Below are 19275 nucleotides of genomic sequence, written 5' to 3' on the forward strand. Positions count from 1 at the left end.
CTGTCAGTTTTTCAGCTCAAATTTCTCTGAGAGCGGCATGTCAAGTTCAAAGTCGTGTAGCGTCAGACGCCGGATTTTGTAATGGCTTAACCAATAGTTCTGGAGGGCGGCTATATAATTTTTGGCTGCTTCCTGCCGGCGGTTGAGCGAGAGGGTTATACTGTTTATATCCGCCTTGCCTATTATGAACCGTTGCCGGGTCTGGGTGTATGCGGTCTCGGCAAGATCGAGGGCTTCAGATGCCGATGCGATCAGACGCTGACGCACTTCATAGTCGGAGACGGTCATGATAAGGTCTTCCTCCACACTGAGTTCATCCTGACGGGCGGCGATACGCGACACATTCAGATTGTTGCGGGCCATGTTGACCTTTCCCTTTCTCACCCCCCAGTCAATAAGCGGCACTGAGATGGACACTGACACAAGATCCTGGCGAAGCGGCGAGCGGTAGGCGCCTGAAAAATCATCAGCCACCTGGTTGAAACCAACCGAGGCGTTGACTGAGACGTTAAACCGAGACTCAACCTTGGCCCTGTTAAACTCCCTCTCACCCTCAAGTATGGTCTGGCAGTGGCCAAGCAACGTAGGGTTATTCTTTTTGGCCATTGCAAGAGCCAGATCCAACGGAATTGCTGTGGTAAGCGGACGGCCAGGCATCTTAAGTTCTATTTCGGTATTCTTATCCATGCCGAGGAACGAAGCGAGCGAAAACGATGCCCTTTTGAGCGCTATACGGCAGTTTTCAAGAGTATTGCGGGCATTAACCTTGTCGAGTTCGAGAGTGAGCAGGTCGGCACGGGAGATGGCCGCGATTTTAAAACGCCGCTCGCCGATAACGTAGAGTGTGTCGCATGAGGCCACATTCTCTTCGGCAAGACGATATTCAGCCTGAGCAAGTGCGAGGGCGAAAAAATAGGAAACAGCCTGCTCGCTGACAGATTCCATGTTGTAGATCAGTTCCTTTTTTGCTTTCTCATAGCGCAGAGGTTCTATTTTGCGCTCCCACTTGAAAGCATTAAATCCGAGCAGGTCCTGACGGTAACCTATACGCACGGGCACAGACGAATACTGAGTATATTTGTTCTGCCCGAAGTTGCGCATGTATTCGAGGTCGGTCTCAAGATATAATGAGCCCCCAAGGAGGTCAACGTTCTGAGTCACCTCCAGTCCGGCCGAAGCACTGAACATCTGCTGCTGACGGAATATGTCGATATTCTGCTCCGAGTCATAGCGCTGGGTCATGTAGCGGTAATATCTTGCCGGTGTAGCCGTGAGCGACAGACTCGGAAGCCTGTTGGCCTTGTAGCTGACATATTGCCAATAGCCAGCCTGATACATATTGCGGTATCTGAACGCCATGAGAGAGGAATCGTTGGCGAGCTCGATTGTCTTTTCAAGCGTTAATGTCATTGCCGAAGCCGTGACAGGCAGAAGCAATGCGATTATAGGCAGGAATATCTTACTTATTTTCATGTTTGCGATAGATTAGCCAGTAAAACAACGGAATAACGAAGATGCTGACAAGAGTGCCGACCACCATCGAACCGATCATAGCTATGGCGAGCGGGCGCTGAAGTTCAGAGCCCATATCGGACGTAAAAAGCACGGGGAGCATGGCGAAGACGGTGGTCAAGGAGGTCATGATTATGGCGCGCAGACGGCGTCGGCCCGCTGTATGTATTGCCTCTGTCAGAGGCATGCCTCCCTTGCGCAGTTCGTTGATGGCATCGAGTTTGAGGATTGAATCGTTGACTACGATACCACACGTCACAATTATACCTATGGCCGACATGAGATTGAGTGTCTGTCCGAAAATCATGAGGGCAAGCAGTGCGAAAAATGTGTCGACCGGAATTTCAAGCAACACTATGAGTGGCTGGAGGAAACTCTCGAACTGTGCACAGAGAATGAAATACATTAGCATGACTGACACAAGGAGTATCACCGTCAGTTCTCTCATCATGCGGGCATTACTGAAAAAACCGCCGGCAAACTCAACTTCATGAGAGCCGTCAGCAGCTACTGTCTCGCGTATGGTCTCGATGACTTTCGCTTCACGACCGGGGACTTCAAGACCTATAGGCACATATTCGCCGGCCACGCCGGCCGTAATGGTCTTGAGATCGCGGCTGTGACCGACCGTCACGAGCGAGCGAAGTGGAATCTCAGTACGGACACCATTTTTATCGGCACGCGATCTGACGAAAGCGTTGCCAAGTATCTCGCCGACACTCTGTTCACGCCCTGATATTTCTATCGGAGTATATTCCTGATAGGAGCGGAGTGTCGACACTGTGTTGCCCTTGAATGCGGTGCACAACGCCCGCTGCACCTCGGAGTAGTCGACATTGTAGATAGCGAGAAGCGTACGGTCGACCGATATGTCAATCTGCCGGCGCAACGGAACCGGTGACAGGCTCTCACCAGTTGCCTCCCCTATGCGTCCGCACAGTGATGCAAGACTGTCAATCTCGCCGGCATCTTTATTCCGGTTGCTGATTCTCGCTTCGATGTCAGCCTCGTCTGACGAAAAGATTTTTTCAAAGATATTGCCAGTTTTATGGAATGAAACTGTCGCAGACGGATATTTGTCTCTGATACGGTCGGCAATACGATTTTGAAGCGGTGATATATCTTCAGGTCCGGAGGTTTTGAAATAAAGCTCGGCTTCAGATGTTGAAAGGTCGAAGTCGGATGACAGCATGTAATCCTGCATGCCGATATAGGCTGAACTTTCGACTGATGCTGAATCCGAGAGAGCCTCGACCCGGCTGCGGTTTGTGTCAAGATTGATATTCTCGTTCCAGTCGATGCGGACGATTGTCTCGTTGCTGTCTATCTCAGGCATGCGCTCCTGACGCATAAGCATGAACATTACGACGCATAGCGGGACTGTGAGCAAAGTCGAGGCGATGAACGTCCATTTATGCCGGAAACAGAAATCCATCCCGCGGTCATAAAGACTGATAAAAGACTGATGGGAGGCTGGTGACTGATTCTGATTTGAATCTGCTGATTTTCCCTCTTTTATCCCCGATTTCTTATTTTCAAAAAGATAATACAGCACCGGGAGCAATGTGATCCCGACAATATAACTTGCCGCAAGACCGGCTGTGATCGAGAATGCCTGGTCAGAGAATATCGCTCCGGCGATACCGCTCATGAATATCAGCGGGACAAACACGGCTACAGTTGTAAGCGATGATGACAGCATGGGCGTTATCATCTCGTCGGTGCCTTTGACGCAGGCATCCATAAGCCCGTTGCCGCGATGACGGAACTGGGTGATGTTTTCAGTGACTATGACGGAGTTGTCGATCATCATGCCGACGGCAAGAATCAGTCCGGCCATAGAGATGATATTGATTGACACGTTAAAGAGATAGAAGAGCAGGAATGTAAGAATTACTCCGACTATTATACTCAATCCGATGATGAATGACGATCGCGCACTGCGCATGAAGATGAGACACACCACAAACACGAGCAAAAGGCCCAATATGAGGTTCTGCTCAAGATTGGAGATGGTGAAGTCAAGCAGCTCGGTCTGGCTTCGGGTTTTGGAGAACTCTATTTCGGGATAGCGGTCTGAGAAATATTTTATGGTCGAGTCGAGAGCCTTGTTCATTGCATCCATGCTCTCCTCACCGTGCTTGATTATGGCAAGAGTCACAGCCCGTTTGCTGTTATGCAGTGAATAGCCGGAAGGCACACGGTTGGTCAGACTGACTTCTGCAAAATCGCCCAATTCCATAATCTTCCCGCCCTTAAGGAGCTTGATCCGCTCCACATCCTCAACCGAGCGCAGGAGATTGGTGACGGTTATGTTGTATTCATAGTACCCGTCGCGTACGGTCATTGAACCGGGCTCGACATTGTTGGCGGTGAGAGCGGATTCAAGATCTTCGACGGTCACACCGGCTTGTGTCATACGGTCTAAATCAGGGGTGACCCGCAGAACTTTTCCAGGCACACCCGTTATGTCTACCATTGCAATCTCCGGCTGCTGTTCAAGACGGCGTCTGACAATGTTTTCGGCAATTCCTGACATGTCAAGAAATGACATTCTGCCGTTTTCGTCTCGCAGGGTCATTTGCAGATACAAGACCGGTATGTCGGTAGCGCTCGCTTTGACAGCCTTTGGTCGTGTAACGGTCTTGGGCAAGGAGTTCATTGCCGCGTCAATCTTTTCATTGACTTCTATAAAGGCGAGGTCGGTGTTGACACCATAGTCCATTGTCAGCGAGATTATCGCCGAACCGTCGCGGGTCTCGCTCTTGATTTCGCCAAGTCCGCCGACCTGCATGAGCTGACGGCGCAAGGGTGTGACAACGGTATTTTCGAGTTCGCGCGCCGAGACATTGTCACCCGTGACCTGCACGGTAATGTGAGGGATATCTATGTCAGGCAACAGCGAGACGGGAAGCGTTGTGTATGTCACACTTCCGAGTATCACCATAGCAAGAAACGCCATGATGACAGCTATGCGATGATTCAGGAGATAACGGACCATGTCATTTCTCAATTATCCTGACCGGAGATTCGTGGGCGAGGTTGACGTTACCGGATGTTATGACTTTCATGCCCGGCGTGAGACCATCGGTGACGGTGTATTCGCTGAGATTCTCAAGGCCGGTGGTGATATAGTTCCACATTGCTTTATTGCCATCAAGGGTAAACACGACCTGACGGCCTGAGCGGAGTACCACGGCGCTCTTGGGTATGACCAGAGCCTTGTCGATTGCGCGTTTCACGCTTATACGGACGTTCATGCCGTCAATCAGTCCGCCTCCGCCATCGACCGATGCCCAGACTTTGACCATGCCGTTGTCATCAACCATCGGGTTGATTTCAGTGACATGTCCGGTGCGCGAGTCTGTGGTCGAAAACGGAGTCACAGCGATTTTATCACCCGGCCGAACCATCGGCAGTTCGCTTTCCAGTACAGAAAATTCGGCCTCCATGCCGCTGTCGTTGATAATCCTGCACAACGGTTCGGTGGATGACGACATGTTGTGGGGAGTGGCGGTGAGATTGGAGATGACGCCACTGACCGGAGCATGGAGGGTGGCATCTTCAAGATCCTTGCGAGTTGCCGCGAGGTTAAGTTCGGCCTGCTGGAGACCGCTGCGCAGACGGGCGAGTCTCATAACGTCATCAGGCACTTTTTCAAGCCGATCCGGGTCGTAGCCCTGGCCGATGAGCACATCCTGCATCTCAAGCGTGGCTGAGGCAACGGCACTCTGCTCCTTCTCAAGCTGGTTGTCGAGTTTGTAGGTGTCAAGTGTGGCTATGCGCTGCCCTTTGGTGACCCTCTGTCCATTACGCACATATATGGAAGCGATGAGTCCGGGTGAACGGAAATTCACATCAACTTTCTCACGAGCTGAAATACGTCCGTTGCTCACGATCTCATGATTGAACACTGTAGATTGTAGATCCATGACGGTGACTTCAGCTATATGGTCGGTCTCAGCCGTGGCTACACCGATCTCATCTGCATTATGTTTTTTATCCGTTTCTGGAGATGAACATGATGCGAGGAGGACCGACAAAATGAGTATGGCAGGGATATATTTCATGGTATTCAATGTTTATTGATAGCTTTGAACATACGGTTAAGAACATGTGATTTCCAGCGGATTCCGGCAGTGCCGACTATAAATTTCTCAGGCACAAGCCCAAAATAGCGCGAGTCTTTAGAGTCGATTACGTGGTCTCCGGCTGCGAAGCAGTAATTTTCTGTAAAGATATAACTTTTTATCGGCTTATCATTAATAAATGCCGCAGAATCTTGCCACTTTAATTTGGATTTCGTTTCCCATTCGATATACCGTCGGTAGAGTAGCCAGCTTTTATAATCCAACTCTACAGACTGCCCCTTGCCCGGAATCAGGAACGGCCCCATGTCTCTTACCGTCCAGCCAACCGCTGAATCACGGGGGCAGCATCGCATCCAGGAGGGCCATGTGTGCGGATCAGGATTTTCACGGGTGAACTCACGAACATATAGTCGCAAGGCCTCCTGCTCCGAGGCTACACCAAGAGTGTCGCGGCATCCTCTGACATGGTAGAAGCAATTGCGGATTTCCAGAGTGTCGCCTGCCACAGCAACGGCCCGCTTGCAATAATATGTAGCGAGGTTCATGGCAATGCTGTCGCGCTTACGGTCAGAGTCAAGATATGGGTAGTTGAATACTATGATATCGCCTCGCTCCAACTGACCGTAACCCGGAAGACGCCTTATCTCGTAAGGCTTCCCCTTGATGGCATCGAAAATATTAAAAATCCGCGCACCCATTTTCCACTTGTTCACCAACCCACTCTCATCGGGCAACAATGTCGGCGACATTGAGCCCGAAGGAGTGTGGAATGAACAGGCTGTGGTTATCTGAATCAGCCAGTAAAGCCCTACCCCGATCACCGCGACCATGAGCATGTACATGATGAACTTGCTTAATCCAAGCATATATAATCTGTGTTTCTGTGTCTTTCAATCATTGAGATACACCCTCTAAGATATCCTTTAAATCATATTTTTTAAATATGTCGTTTTTAAAATTTAATGTATATAGTGTATGATTCCGGAAGTCTATGTCAAAAGAAGTAGCCAGTTCAGGAAGTTTTATGTCCAATAAGGGCATACCGTCCCAATTAAAGAACCATAGTTCAGATTTTTCACCATTAATCTTATTGATGACGAAAAACTTCTCATAACCGTTTACGCCACTGTAAATCAGCTCTTTATTCTCAGCTGTTTCGTTGTCGATATATCGTTTATAACTATCTATCTTACCTTCAGGCATGACTGTCACTGAAAAGTTATCATCAAGAGAATATATGTTAAATTGTGGATATAGTTCTAATACTTCAACAATACGGTTCTTATCACAATTGAAGATAATGTTGGGCATAAGCAGTCCAAGTTTATCAGGTGCGGGCACTTTATATTGATTCAGATGCTGTATGCTGTTTAAAGACAGTTCCGACCCGTCTTTTAAGATTGTTCGTTCTATAGACCCTTCGGATGGATTAACCGAAACAAATATCCGGGTACTGGTGTCTGAGAAGTTACTATAAACAGAAAAATTATTAATCCGAGGATTATTCTCTACATCTGATTCCATTTGACCTGAATCAATTGACTTTGAAAGATCAATCTTTCGAAGTTGCTGCCGATAATTGTCAGGCAGAAGTATGTATATATTTCCATCACCATTAAAAAAAGAAGCCTGAGATATCAGAGGAGAGGAGACGAATTCATCCGGTCCACTGCCTATCGATATAAACTCTAACAAAGTGGAATCTCCCTGAATACTTCTGACTTTCCATGAATTTTCTCTTTCAGCCGTTGCTATGACCATTAGAGAATCAATTACGCGGAATTGTAGATTTCCAATAGTTTTTGTATCGATAATAGTACCTGAATCGAGACTTACTACGGCAGGGAACTCTGAAAATGAGATCCGGTTGTCGAATGAAATCGTTGTTGCCTGATCTTCAGGAGTACATCCAGATAGTACAAGACAAATAGTCAAGATTACAATATTAAAAAAGATCTTCATGTCGAATAACACGTATTTGAATTAAAATAGAATTTCGGTTGGCGACATCCTGATAAATATCGGTGCGTAGAGGTAGCTGCTCAATCAATTTTCGGTATTAGAGGGTACTTGTTGCCGCATCTTATATATTACAAGTGCACTACCTTCAGATTTCAAAATATCTTCCACCGATTCAGACGCTTTTGCAAATCCATGATCTACGGCTGATTTATATCTATCATATGAATCATAATAGCCGATAAATTTGTCACCATCAACACCAACAACAGGCATTATAGCCTTTGAAATATTGTCTGATGGCATTGGAAGTATTCCATTTACATCTTTATTCCACAGCCCATACTCTATGTAACCATCGCCAAGAGTGTACGATATTATGGCATTGTTCCCACTGATGAATGGAGGCAATGTAAGATGATCGTAGTTTTTGACATCTCGCATATCAATATCACTTTTCCCTTGCAGTCCGTTCTTAAAATCAATTTTGACTTGATGATATTTTGAGGGGTCACGATCATCCATTACTGTATAACCGTCAAACATAAGAGATCCGAACACAATCTTGTTATTATTCTTCGTCAAGTAGTAGCGCTGGCCAATAGGATCAAACTCATCATCTTTATACTCGAATAAATTGTCCACAATATTCAGGTCTTTGTCTGATATGTGAACCCTGTGATTTGAGTTTGGCAACTTTCGCCTGGAGCCAAGCGGCACGGTAACAAACAGAAAACCGCCATTATCCAGTGACTCAACATCATCCGGGATAATAGGCATTCTTTTAGATTCAATAAATTTACCGGACAAGGCATCATAGGCCAACATCTGCTGACGTCTGTTATCAACAACGTATATCCGAGATTTATCACAACAGAAGCAACTCAATTCGGAATATTCACCGGGCCCCTGGCCGATATTGTTTATAATGAATCCCGGATTTCCACTCTCAGAATCGTATGCGCATATAATTCCTCGCCGGAAATCACCAATTACATACAGACTGTCAACACGAACTATTTTGTCAATTCCGGAAATTTCACAATCATCTAATGGTTTCAATCCCAAATACGTGACTGATTCCACCAATGTATCGGATGTGAATCGACCGGATTTATTTATGCTAATCACATCAATCCCTTTTTCGGCATCAGTTTTATTTATATTGACGCAAGAGCTTATTAGCATGGGGCAAATAATGGCCACTGATTTTAATATATTCTTCATTTGTAAGTATTATTTATCTGATTCTATGACCGATTGAAATCAAACTGCCATATTTTCAATTATTGAATTTATAAAGTAGAATAGATGGATTCCCGTCATCAAGAGGCTGTTTATTGGTCACAAAGCAGTCCTGATACACACCGATAGCACCTTGCAAAGCGCCATAGAAGGGAGGTGTGTTCATATTGAGCGAAAACATCTGATTGTCACTGAACCGATAGCAAATGTGTCGTGATGGAGTTGAATGAAGCCCGAACAAAAGTATATTATCGCATTTGAAAGCATACAGAACGTCAATGATCGTAGCGGCATCAATACCTGAAAATGAGTATTGATGGTCCATTGTCGCATTAACCAGAGCTTTCACAACATCACTATCCGGAATATCATCTGATAGAATTGAAAAATAAGGGCTTACGGAATCATTTCTTATCAAATAGAAATCGGGGGTGAATCTGTCATAGAAAATTACATCGTTTCCAGATCTCCAAAAATGTGTATTCCCTGAGCCAAAGGCGAGGTTCTCATGTTTGTGTTTTGATTTTATAATAGGCTCAATGTCTCCGTCAGCAGTGTTAAAATGCCCAAGATTGATATTGAGTTCATGCTTGTCACCAGCCTTGTTCACGAAATAAGATGTGTCGCTACCAATAGAGAAACCACAGGCTCTTTCCGGTATTTCTATGCTTGAAACAAAATTGAGAAATCCGTCATATCTATGAATCTTGCCAGTCTTGAAGTCAAGTACGGCCAAATCCCCGTTAGGATACACATCAATCTCACTCACACAGCTATATTCCCCCGGACCATTGCCGACACTATGCAGCTTACCTATTTTTTCTCCTGTTTCACTGAATTTCCATATGGTATTTCTGAAGGCATCCATAATGAAGAACCCATCTTTTGCAGGCACAAACTTCGACATATGTCCGATAGGATCATCTCCTGTAGACAGACTGATTTCTCTGACTACAATTGGAGTTATAGATGTCAGTTCCTGAGTCAAGTCAATGGTGAGAATATCATCGAATTTTTCACTCAAAGACCTGCAGCATGAGGTCAATAGTGCAAGAAAAATTATCAAGAGATATGATTGTAATGTAACTTTCATCTAAAATTGGTTTCGGCTTGAGTTTTAATTCTTTAAATTGTTCATGATTTGATTTATTCTTCTTTGAGCCTATTATTTCCAATCGCAGCTTCATAATATATTTTTGAAATCGCAGGATAAGCTATTAAATCTACGATCGAGTAAGCTTTTAAATCTGTACTAAGCCTAAAGATAAACACATCATGGTCGATATAATCCAACAACTTTGAATTCTTATCAGAATACATTTTTAAGGGAATGTTTTCATGAAATATTTTCATTTTACGTAGACTTGAAAAATTGCCTAATATTATAATGTCATCATTATTGCCATTCCTAACTATAGATTTCAATAATTCTATTTCCCGCTCTGCACATGAGGTACAGTCGATGTTATAAAGTCCGATTATGACGATTGAATTATTCTCCACAAGCGTTTTAATGGAAATTGTATCCCCTAAAATATCTGTTATGGCAAAATCTTCTATGCTTGTATCATCCGATACAAGCATTTCATAAATGACATTTTCCATTTGAATATTAGTCTCTTCCTTTACACATCCTATTGTTGATAGGAAAAGCGCACAGAATATTATAACTTTATACCAAAGACTCATTTTTATTGGATTTGCGATTTCAATAATTCAACTTCACCAAAAAGATTTAAGTTTCCTGTATTACTTATCAGCATATTAAATATCTGTTTCTGCCATTGACGTCTTCAAGTTGAATTTAATTATAATCGGATTATTATTTTCAAAAGTAGATTCCCCAAAAGAAAGGTTACACCCCTTTGTTAAGAAACATTCCCTAAGATAATTCAAATTCTCTTCACTTAGCGCATTGGAAGCAGTTTCATCCATGTAAGACAATAAAGATGCAGCTCCATTTTTACCGACTATTACAAACGGAAAGTAACAGAATTTATTGGATATATCAGTGCGAAGATACCTTTTTGATCTGAGTGTAAGAGGGTCTACTATACATGAATAACTGTATTGTGGCGTCTGATATTCAATATACCAACTATCAGGCATAACTGTCATTTCTATATAATTGACAATTTTTATGTCGGAAGACGTATTCATGAATCTATAATAATCACGGTTATTCAACGCAGAAGTTGCTTCTATAAAATTGGGCACATCATTTGGTCCGTACAAGCCGAATCGCCCAATTGCATTTATAACGGAGTCCGAGACGCTATATATTGTATCACATAAACTTGTATAAAATAATTGTCCAAGCCGTGCGTCTTTCACAATATGTCCTGCGGGATTTGGGCGAGTATATTTAAACGGAAGAGCAGTTCCTGTCACAACCCCATCCATACCAAAGGTGCGGATATTAAAAGGATTACGTTCAAAGTAAGCTGCATACGTGCCGATATAACCGCCATCTGTCAGATATATGTTTTCGGGCCTTTCCGGTCTTGCTATTTCTATGGCCGAAATAAATTCCCCCGTTAGTTTATAAGTTAAGAGTTTAGATCTCGTCCAATCTAAGATATACACAGACCCATTTGCAATAAATACCTGATTTATCGACGAATAATCTTCAGGCCCTTCACCAATCGCACCAATCTGATGGCTAAAAGTTCCGTCTATATTGAATGCAAGAACTTTCTTTGGAGCTATATCGTCTGCTACTATGATTAGACTATCAGTAATTTCAACCATCGAAATGCGGCCAATCAATGATTTGTCACTTGTCTCAAGACAAATAGTCTCGATTGATTCCACCTCGGAAAGGATAAAATCATTGGATAAAGTTATCTCCTTTAGATTTAGAGAAAACAAGCTGTCAAAATCTGATAATAAAATGGAAGCCTGTGGCTGATTAGTCACTACATAAGATTTTCTTGATTCGCATCCTGTACATAGGGCAAAGCAAATGACTAAAAATGTATAAAGTATAAATTTCATGTTTTAAACTGTGATTGATTTATTAAATCCGATAGTTACGGAAAGTTGTAAGATTTTACCACCATATCTGCCTGCCATTATTAAGGGTGAACGGGCGCTCTTCTTTCCCTTCGGTGAGGTCGTGGAGTATTAGAAGAGCTCCTGAGGGAATGTTGTCAAATGTGAGGCTATAATCATTACTATGCTGTCGGCCGATAGCTCTCCATCGGTCTTTATGCCAATAAGCCAATTCATAATCATGGCCAGGGACTACGAAATTGCCGTCGTTCCACGGAAAGTAGTCAATCCGGCTTATCGTTTTTGAAGTTCCAAGATCCAAAAGCCTTTTCTTTTCTGAGGCAACCAGGGTGCCGGTTTTGTCATAGATGTCAAGCCGGTCCATATTTGCATAACTCGGCAGATCGGCTATTACTCTAATATATCTGTATCGTCCCGGCGAATCAATCAGAGCTGTATTATGAAACACAGGCACCTCAGTTATGGTAAACAATGTGTCAGGATGCTGAAACGACGGTTCATTGCAACCCTCCAGACGGGTGGATGGGATTTGAGCATAGCGGTTGAGCCATCCGGCGTTTATCGGATATTTCCGGGTAAATGTGGCTGATACAAGTTTTGTCGTATCTGCATTTAACTCTATTTTCCGGCCATTGCTGATATAAAATGGCTCACCTAAAGCCGTTTTTACGTCTTCAATGATTCCCATAGGCAGAAGCATGACTGAATCGGATATGTGCTCAAACTTTGCCTTCCCCATCTTTACCTGGGCATGAGCCTGCGGAATCCATCCGCCTGATAAAGAATGGGAACACAGCCATACATCTTCTATCTCACAGTCCGGCTTGATTTCGACTTTCCCATTCAGTCCATATTCTGCAGACACATCAACAAGTCGAGGAGAGGACAGCCGGGCAGAACTATCATCAAACAAAGGGGCATCATCTATCGGATTGAGGTCAAAAGTTTGCCGCCACACCTTGACCAACCGTTTCTTAAATTCACCCGTATATGGATAATCCTCCGGCATAGTCTGATTTTGTGCGAAAGTCGATGCATCAATTTTATTGAACTTTCTTGCCACTGAATCTTCATCTACCACCGTGTATGTGCCATCGTCAAGGACGAGTGCCACCCACGTATGGGAGCGATTACTGTAATTGGCCCATTGCCCACAGTTGTCTATCACGACAGGCAGGCCAAAAGCCCGACAGACAGCCGTGAAATACACACACCGTTCAAGGCACACGCCGGAGTAGTGGTTGCGTAAGGCCACGGCATCCATAACATATGGAAAATCATACTTCCCTTTTCTCTTTACGGAATTTACGGCTTTTCGCAGACGTTCAAAAGCCTCCCGCGCAGTTTTTGCGTCTTTGATGACCGGCGCATAGGTAGCTCTAAGTGAATCGCGCCAGCCGATGCGCAGCAATTCATTGTCGGCACGATATGGCAATACATACTTTTTGAACCGGTCAAAATCCACTTCGCTTTTCCAGGGGCTTTCGCTCCATGCCCGGAAAGCCTTGTCAATATTGTCAATCAGAAACTCGGCCGACAATGTTTCTATATCACGTTGTTTTTGTGGTGTAGCGGATATCTTCTGCAATGAATCCCACAATTGATTTCCCCTTTCCTGAGAAAGCCCCTGATGCATTACTGAGTCCGCAAAAGCCTGTACTCCTTCACTCCACATCACCGAATGTCCCGGCATATTGGCTACGAGCCAACGTGCAGCCTCCTGTTTCTGCGTATCGCCAACATAATGAGTCAATACCTTTTCAATCTCATGCCGATTGCTGCGGGCTTGTTCAAGGGCATAATCAAGCAATTCATCATGTGATGTACATGATGAGACCAGCAAACAGGACAATATGTAAGATAATAACCGATTCATTCTTCTACACCTAAAATTTCATTTGCTTCCTCTCGCATTTCTTCTATGGCCCGTGAGTGGATTTTTTCACGAGTGTTCAATATGAGTCTCGCTTCCTGACGTTGACGGACCGGGTTAAAAAAAGTGGAATCGCCATAAAGCTGCATGAGCAGATAGTGGGGATAGAGGCGGTTGGGACAGCGGTTGACTGATTTCTGAAGGTAATGCTCCGCGCTGTCAGGCTGCCCTAAAGCGCGATAGTTTTTTGCGATGATATTGAGTATCATGGGGTCTGCTGAATGTGGGAGCATTCCGAGAAGCAGATTGTTTGACTTGCGGTAGTTGTGCGCACGGTGCAGATTATGGGCTACTGCAAAATCAGACCTGACATCACCGGTTGCATTATTGGAGAGAAACAGACAGGTAAAAACCACTATGATTCCTGCCGAAGCCGGGCCGATTATCCGGGAAGCGGATGAAAGCCACGCACCGGAGAGGACAAGAGTAATGGCAATAACAAACAGAGGAAACTGCAATGGATATGAGGCAAACATTACTACTGCAGCTCCTGCTGAACTACCGGCAAAGTCATAAACCTTGTTATTAATGGCTGTCATAAGGGCGCCTGCTATCATGACAATCACCCCTGCCGCGGCCAACGGGCCATAGGCTATGGCTATCTGAAGATATTCGTTAAACACATATTCGGGAGCATCGGCCACCATGATTTCCTGTTCAGAACCTTTGCCGGACGCAAAATATTGCTCCTGAGCTTCTCCGTAGGTCCCGGCGACATCTGACCAGCCTACCCCTGTAAGCGGAACTTCCATCGCAGCCTGAACCGCGACTTTCCACATCAGCAGTCTTCCGTCAGCCGAGTTTTTCTTTACTATGTATATACCTCCTGCAATAATCACACACATGATACCTAAGGCTAATAATCTTCCTTTGCTCAATCGCCGAAGATTCAATCTATCTGACATTGCAATGATTCCACCGATACCGCAGGCCGCTATAGCAGTCCTGCTCATTGTGACGGGGATGAGAATGGCGCAGAGGAGCGCCATTGTCCATCCCGTCAGTTTTTGAAGCTTATTGTCTGATAAATTTGCATCACGCAAAGCAAATGGAAAAACCAACGCCAGGCAGCACGCGTAAGGTCCGGGATTATAAAAACTTCCCGTGACGCTGTAAGATGCATTCAGACTTTCGGCCAAGCCCAAGAGTTGCAGAACTCCCGTCACGGCTTCACGCAATCCAATGCAGTAAAGCATGACTATCAACAGAATTCTAATGTTGCACTTTTTCATGTGACCGATAGTTTTGCCGAGCGCCCTTGAAAGTTGTTTTATTACATGTCAAGGTATTTCTGATTTCAGTATTTTTTGAGTTTCCACTTCATGATCAGCAGGTTTGTATCTTCCGTGATATCAGATGCAGGCTGCTTTTTTCATACGTCAATTCCTTATTGCCGGAATAAATATTGACCACTGGAGCACCACCGTTGTTTACTGCATCTTGATTCTTACATGATTGAAGAATCAAGATGAAAATAAACATTACAACAGTCCGGATTGATATTGCTTTCATGGCCTATCTTTCTGTTGTGCCTGCCGGACAGTTTAATTCAAGGTGTTTAAAACCAATACACGAGCCCCAGATTTAAGAGAATCTTTTATCGAATCTGGAAGAGTCGCATAATCACGGCAACGATGTGCCAGCTCCTCATTCATAAGACTTACTACGACAGAGTCACCTACAGATGTCAGAGGCTCGATGATGTCATATACAGAAGAATTGCTTGTAAACTTACGGCTTCCACACATATTATTTACCGGATCACAAATAATTGTGTACTGCGAGCTCTCATCTTCCACCAGCCCTATCAATAGGCTGCCCGACAGGGGAAATGGCGTGTCTACAAGCCTCAGATAAGATTTGTCTTCTTCATTGCGCCGAAATGCCAGAAAATCTTTTTTTGCTATCTGAGATATTCCCTTTTCCATGAAATCAAAAATTATTCGGCCGGTTACATTGCCGTTTTTATCCATTTTTATTAAAGTATCTAACGGACTTCTGTAATATAATATACCATCAGAGGTTTCACGTAACACATTGTTTGTCGTACAACCACCTACATATCCGTCTTCATAATAGCAGAAAGAAGTCTGTATATGTCCTGATGGGTCAGTAATACAAAGGCTTGGTGATGCTTTCCCGTCAGGAGCGATATTGAATATGAAATTTCCATTCCGAAGGCGTTTGAAAGCATCCGCGAGAAACTTGAGCTTTGATTCACTGATGAATGTACCATCGTGGGAATAACGGATTACTTTTCGGTTATTTGTATCCAATACATATACACCAGTTGAATCCACATCCATATCCCATGGAAAAACGTATTCTCCAGGCCCATTGCCCTGTCTCCCGTAGCTTCCCATCGGTGATCCATCGGAGGTAAATGACACGAGTTTCCGAGCCGAACTTCTGTCGAGAATATAGTAATTCCCATTGAAAAACCTCACTTTATCTATATCCATAAACATCGTTTCATCATCCTCTTTCAAAATTACGAATGAAGCATGATGATCACGATATAAGCCGTCATAAGAATCCTTGCACATATCTATATTAATAACGGACTGTGGCACATCTGTGTCTCGTGCATTATTATCCTTTGAGCATGACAATACGCATCCGATAAAACATGTCGTAAATAATATTCTAATGAATAAATGGTTCATTTCGGAAGTTTATTTATTAAATTGGGGAATGATTCATATCAAATAATATTACTTAAGTATTATTGAGCGTGCTGAAACCGAAAGGCTATACCGACTTCTTCATCCAAACATGTTAATAACAATCTGTACCTGAGCATGGATGAGAGTTTATACAGCGACACACCATCCTATGACCGCCGCCATAGCATCTTTTTTCTTCTGCTGGCCCCGTATTGCTGTAGCCTGACGTATCTTCCTGACTTGAAAGAGCCTCAACATTTGCAAGCGCCAAAGCACCCAGCTGTTGATTCGGTGATTGATTGTAATAGCCGATGATTCCGCTTACAGCGGCAATAACCACGGTTGTGGCGAGCATGTTTTTTTTCATGATTATGAATGTTTTAATTAAAATATTATTGAATAAATGTTTATGTAACTTGCTATTCTTTCAACTTATACTTTAACAAATACAAGGCTTCATCTTCAACCTGTTTAAATATGCTGTCAATGTCTGCAACATGATTCAGCAGCAACTTCGATCTTGTTGCCAGAACCTCCTTCTTCACTATTGCATAAGCATATTCTTCATCAGTTTCTTCTATATACGTGAATAGATATTTTGTATCAGCGACAGATGTTTTATTAGATTATAATGTCATTGCCTGTCAAAGCATTCTTGAGCTTCCACTTCATTATCAGCAGGTTTATATCTTCCGTGATATCAGATGCAAGCTGCTTTTTTCATGCGTCAATTCCTTATTGCCGGAATAAATATTGACCACTGGAGCACCACCGTTGTTTACTGCACCTTGATTCTTACATGACTGAAGAATCAAGGTGCGAATAAACACGATGAGTGGTAGGGTTGATTTTTTATTCACTCATATTAATTAGCCTTACTTATCATCCTATAGGATATCATCCAGCTCGATATACCCAAACTGAATGTTTTCGTCGTTGAATATGCAGAACAGCCTGTTTGACGCTTGGTTATATGCCATGTCTGTTATGTTTTTTCCGACAATTAGCGTTTTGACATAACTGCCGTCATGCTTGTACACTCTGATCCTGTCGGCACTGTAGGCATTTTCCCCCTCCCGCCCTGAATAGGAGGCCAGAATATAATGCGGTATCACTTCTATCTCTCTGAAAAACACTTTGTCTTTCATTACCTCAGATGAGTAATCCGGTCCTTCAGTTTTATGAAGCAATTCACCTTTAAAATTATATATGTTCAGAATATCATTATTGGTAGCGCCCTCGGCAATAATGCTGTCGGCTAATGAGATACCAAATAATGACTTCAGCCCGGCCATACGCTCCGGATCGGAAATTTCTGTTAATTCGCCCGTTGTTATGTTATATTTGCAAAGGCCCTGGGAATATCCTCTGCTTTTGGGATCCATAGTGATTGACCTTGCAAAACCGATTGAATCATTGACATGGACATAGCGGTCTGGAAATTGCCGATTATTGAAATCAGCCTTTATCGAAGGACTATAATCGGCTTTAACCAATGCACTGTCGATGTCATAGGTGGCAATTTTCAATTGTCCATAATCGAATATGGAAATAGATTTTCCGCTATTGTCAATAAAAACAGCTCCAGGAACCGTTATTTCATCCGGTCCGGGGCCGAATTGTGCTATTTGCCCTTTGACTTTCAGCGAAGGAAGATCAATGATTGTCAGAATCTTGTCCTTGGCATGTCCATCCACAACAACAATCATGGAGCCAAATGAGTATATGCCGGCTCCATTACCTACCGAAATTGTATCAAGTTCAAATGGAATCACATTTTGTGATATGTCCACATCCTTATCAAGAGAGTTATCTCCTGAATGCCCGCAAGATACGGCAAGCACGGGCAATACTATCAGCAAAATCTTATTAAAAAATCTCATTTTTTCAACATCATTTTACAACATTACCTTCAATTACAGCAATAGTAGGTTTCTTCACCCCTTTATAATACACCTTTATCGTACCACGGAATTTCCCTATAGGAGCTTTAAATTTAAGATATCCTTCAAGACTGATCTTCCATTCCGGCATCATCCACGGTCGTGAAGTTGCAAATTTCATTCCCGGATCAGAAACTACAAGTTTTTCAATTTCCAGTTTCCGGTTAGATTGATTATGCAGGGCACAGCCGGTCTCCACCTTCTCTCCGACATGGACTGTCCCGATGTCTATTTTTGTTATCTTGACAGCCGGGAAACCACGCAATAAAGACACTTTTACACTGTCGGCTATTATCTCGGATTCTGCTTTAGCCGTATATACAGCGAACTGCGACATAAAAAACAATGTAATAAAAATAACACGTCTCATAACTTTGAAATATATTTTATTAAGTAGCTTTGGAAAAATTAATTTATACTATATGCGGGATTTATTCAGAGGCCGGAATCGAGGGCTGAAGAGGGAGTTTATAGATATAAACGACCGATGAAGAGCTTAATTCCGGCCGGAATAAAACCGCAGAGAGGATGAAAGATCATCCGTAGAAGCTACTTATGTACATTATATCGTTTAATTTTGAAAAGTTACTTATGTTATTTGTTTCATGGTTGACGATCGAATGGATGGAATAAGTGTGAGATTCACCTATTCCATCCATCAGAAACGTTTTTAGCATATCCGATCATTCGGCAACCAATTATATGGGCCAGAACAGCATCCATCTCCACCAGGGGCACAACATCTATCCCAATCGACTATAATCTCGCTGTTTGACAACGCTTCAACATTTGTGAGAGTCAATGCATTGTTCAATACTGGATTCTGAGACTGATGAAAAAAGCCATAGCACGAACTTATGGCTGCTAAGACTACGAATGAGGCTAAAAAGATCTTTTTCATGAGTAAATCT

At 43.6% G+C, this 19275-nt stretch carries 16 protein-coding genes; all 16 read right to left on the reverse strand.

What is annotated here, in order from left to right; genetic code table 11:
* Positions 1–3 precede the first annotated feature (3 nt).
* On the reverse strand, positions 4–1473 hold the full coding sequence (locus E7745_RS10975) for a TolC family protein (RefSeq protein ID WP_136408824.1): 1470 nt from the start codon (positions 1471–1473) through the stop codon (positions 4–6).
* Positions 1460–4513 carry an efflux RND transporter permease subunit gene (locus tag E7745_RS10980; protein ID WP_123398788.1) on the reverse strand — a complete coding sequence of 1018 codons (3054 nt, stop codon included), beginning with the start codon at positions 4511–4513 and terminating at the stop codon, positions 1460–1462. The genes E7745_RS10975 and E7745_RS10980 overlap by 14 nt, the downstream gene beginning before the upstream one ends.
* A 1-nt stretch (position 4514) precedes the next feature.
* Positions 4515–5582: an efflux RND transporter periplasmic adaptor subunit gene (locus E7745_RS10985; RefSeq protein WP_136408825.1), complete on the reverse strand. Its 1068-nt coding sequence runs from the start codon at positions 5580–5582 to the stop codon at positions 4515–4517.
* A gap of 5 nt (positions 5583–5587) precedes the next feature.
* Positions 5588–6469, reverse strand: a complete 882-nt coding sequence (locus E7745_RS10990; protein WP_107031773.1) for a S26 family signal peptidase — start codon at positions 6467–6469, stop codon at positions 5588–5590.
* A 28-nt stretch (positions 6470–6497) separates the two neighbouring features.
* A complete protein-coding gene (locus E7745_RS10995) occupies positions 6498–7565 on the reverse strand; it encodes a hypothetical protein (protein ID WP_123398786.1) in 1068 nt (355 codons plus the stop codon).
* 84 nt (positions 7566–7649) lie between these two features.
* Positions 7650–8789 (reverse strand): 6-bladed beta-propeller, encoded by a 1140-nt coding sequence (locus E7745_RS11000; protein ID WP_123398785.1) that lies wholly within the window; start codon positions 8787–8789, stop codon positions 7650–7652.
* A gap of 55 nt (positions 8790–8844) precedes the next feature.
* Positions 8845–9831, reverse strand: a complete 987-nt coding sequence (locus E7745_RS11005; RefSeq protein ID WP_168182106.1) for a 6-bladed beta-propeller — start codon at positions 9829–9831, stop codon at positions 8845–8847.
* 122 nt (positions 9832–9953) lie between these two features.
* Positions 9954–10412, reverse strand: a complete 459-nt coding sequence (locus E7745_RS11010; protein ID WP_136408827.1) for a hypothetical protein — start codon at positions 10410–10412, stop codon at positions 9954–9956.
* A 159-nt stretch (positions 10413–10571) separates the two neighbouring features.
* A complete protein-coding gene (locus E7745_RS11015; RefSeq protein ID WP_123398783.1) occupies positions 10572–11804 on the reverse strand; it encodes a 6-bladed beta-propeller in 1233 nt (410 codons plus the stop codon).
* A gap of 55 nt (positions 11805–11859) precedes the next feature.
* Entirely contained in the window at positions 11860–13698 is a 1839-nt protein-coding gene (locus tag E7745_RS11020) for a transglutaminase domain-containing protein (RefSeq protein WP_123398782.1), read from the reverse strand.
* The gene (locus E7745_RS11025; protein WP_160631700.1) at positions 13695–14744 is read right to left on the reverse strand and encodes an O-antigen ligase; all 1050 of its coding nucleotides are present in this window, start codon (positions 14742–14744) and stop codon (positions 13695–13697) included. Before E7745_RS11025 ends, E7745_RS11020 begins: the two co-directional genes overlap by 4 nt.
* Positions 14745–15299: 555 nt before the next feature.
* A complete protein-coding gene (locus E7745_RS11030; protein WP_240597549.1) occupies positions 15300–16301 on the reverse strand; it encodes a 6-bladed beta-propeller in 1002 nt (333 codons plus the stop codon).
* 232 nt (positions 16302–16533) lie between these two features.
* A complete protein-coding gene (locus E7745_RS11035) occupies positions 16534–16788 on the reverse strand; it encodes an NVEALA domain-containing protein (protein ID WP_240597547.1) in 255 nt (84 codons plus the stop codon).
* 520 nt (positions 16789–17308) lie between these two features.
* A complete protein-coding gene (locus E7745_RS11040; RefSeq protein WP_136408829.1) occupies positions 17309–18304 on the reverse strand; it encodes a 6-bladed beta-propeller in 996 nt (331 codons plus the stop codon).
* A gap of 10 nt (positions 18305–18314) precedes the next feature.
* A complete protein-coding gene (locus tag E7745_RS11045; protein ID WP_123398779.1) occupies positions 18315–18734 on the reverse strand; it encodes a DUF1573 domain-containing protein in 420 nt (139 codons plus the stop codon).
* Between the two features lie 300 nt (positions 18735–19034).
* The gene (locus tag E7745_RS15270) at positions 19035–19265 is read right to left on the reverse strand and encodes an NVEALA domain-containing protein (protein WP_136408830.1); all 231 of its coding nucleotides are present in this window, start codon (positions 19263–19265) and stop codon (positions 19035–19037) included.
* Between the last annotated feature and the right edge of the window lie 10 nt (positions 19266–19275).

The sequence above is a fragment of the Duncaniella sp. C9 genome, from assembly GCF_004803935.1.
In the GTDB taxonomy this organism is placed as follows: domain Bacteria; phylum Bacteroidota; class Bacteroidia; order Bacteroidales; family Muribaculaceae; genus Duncaniella; species Duncaniella muris.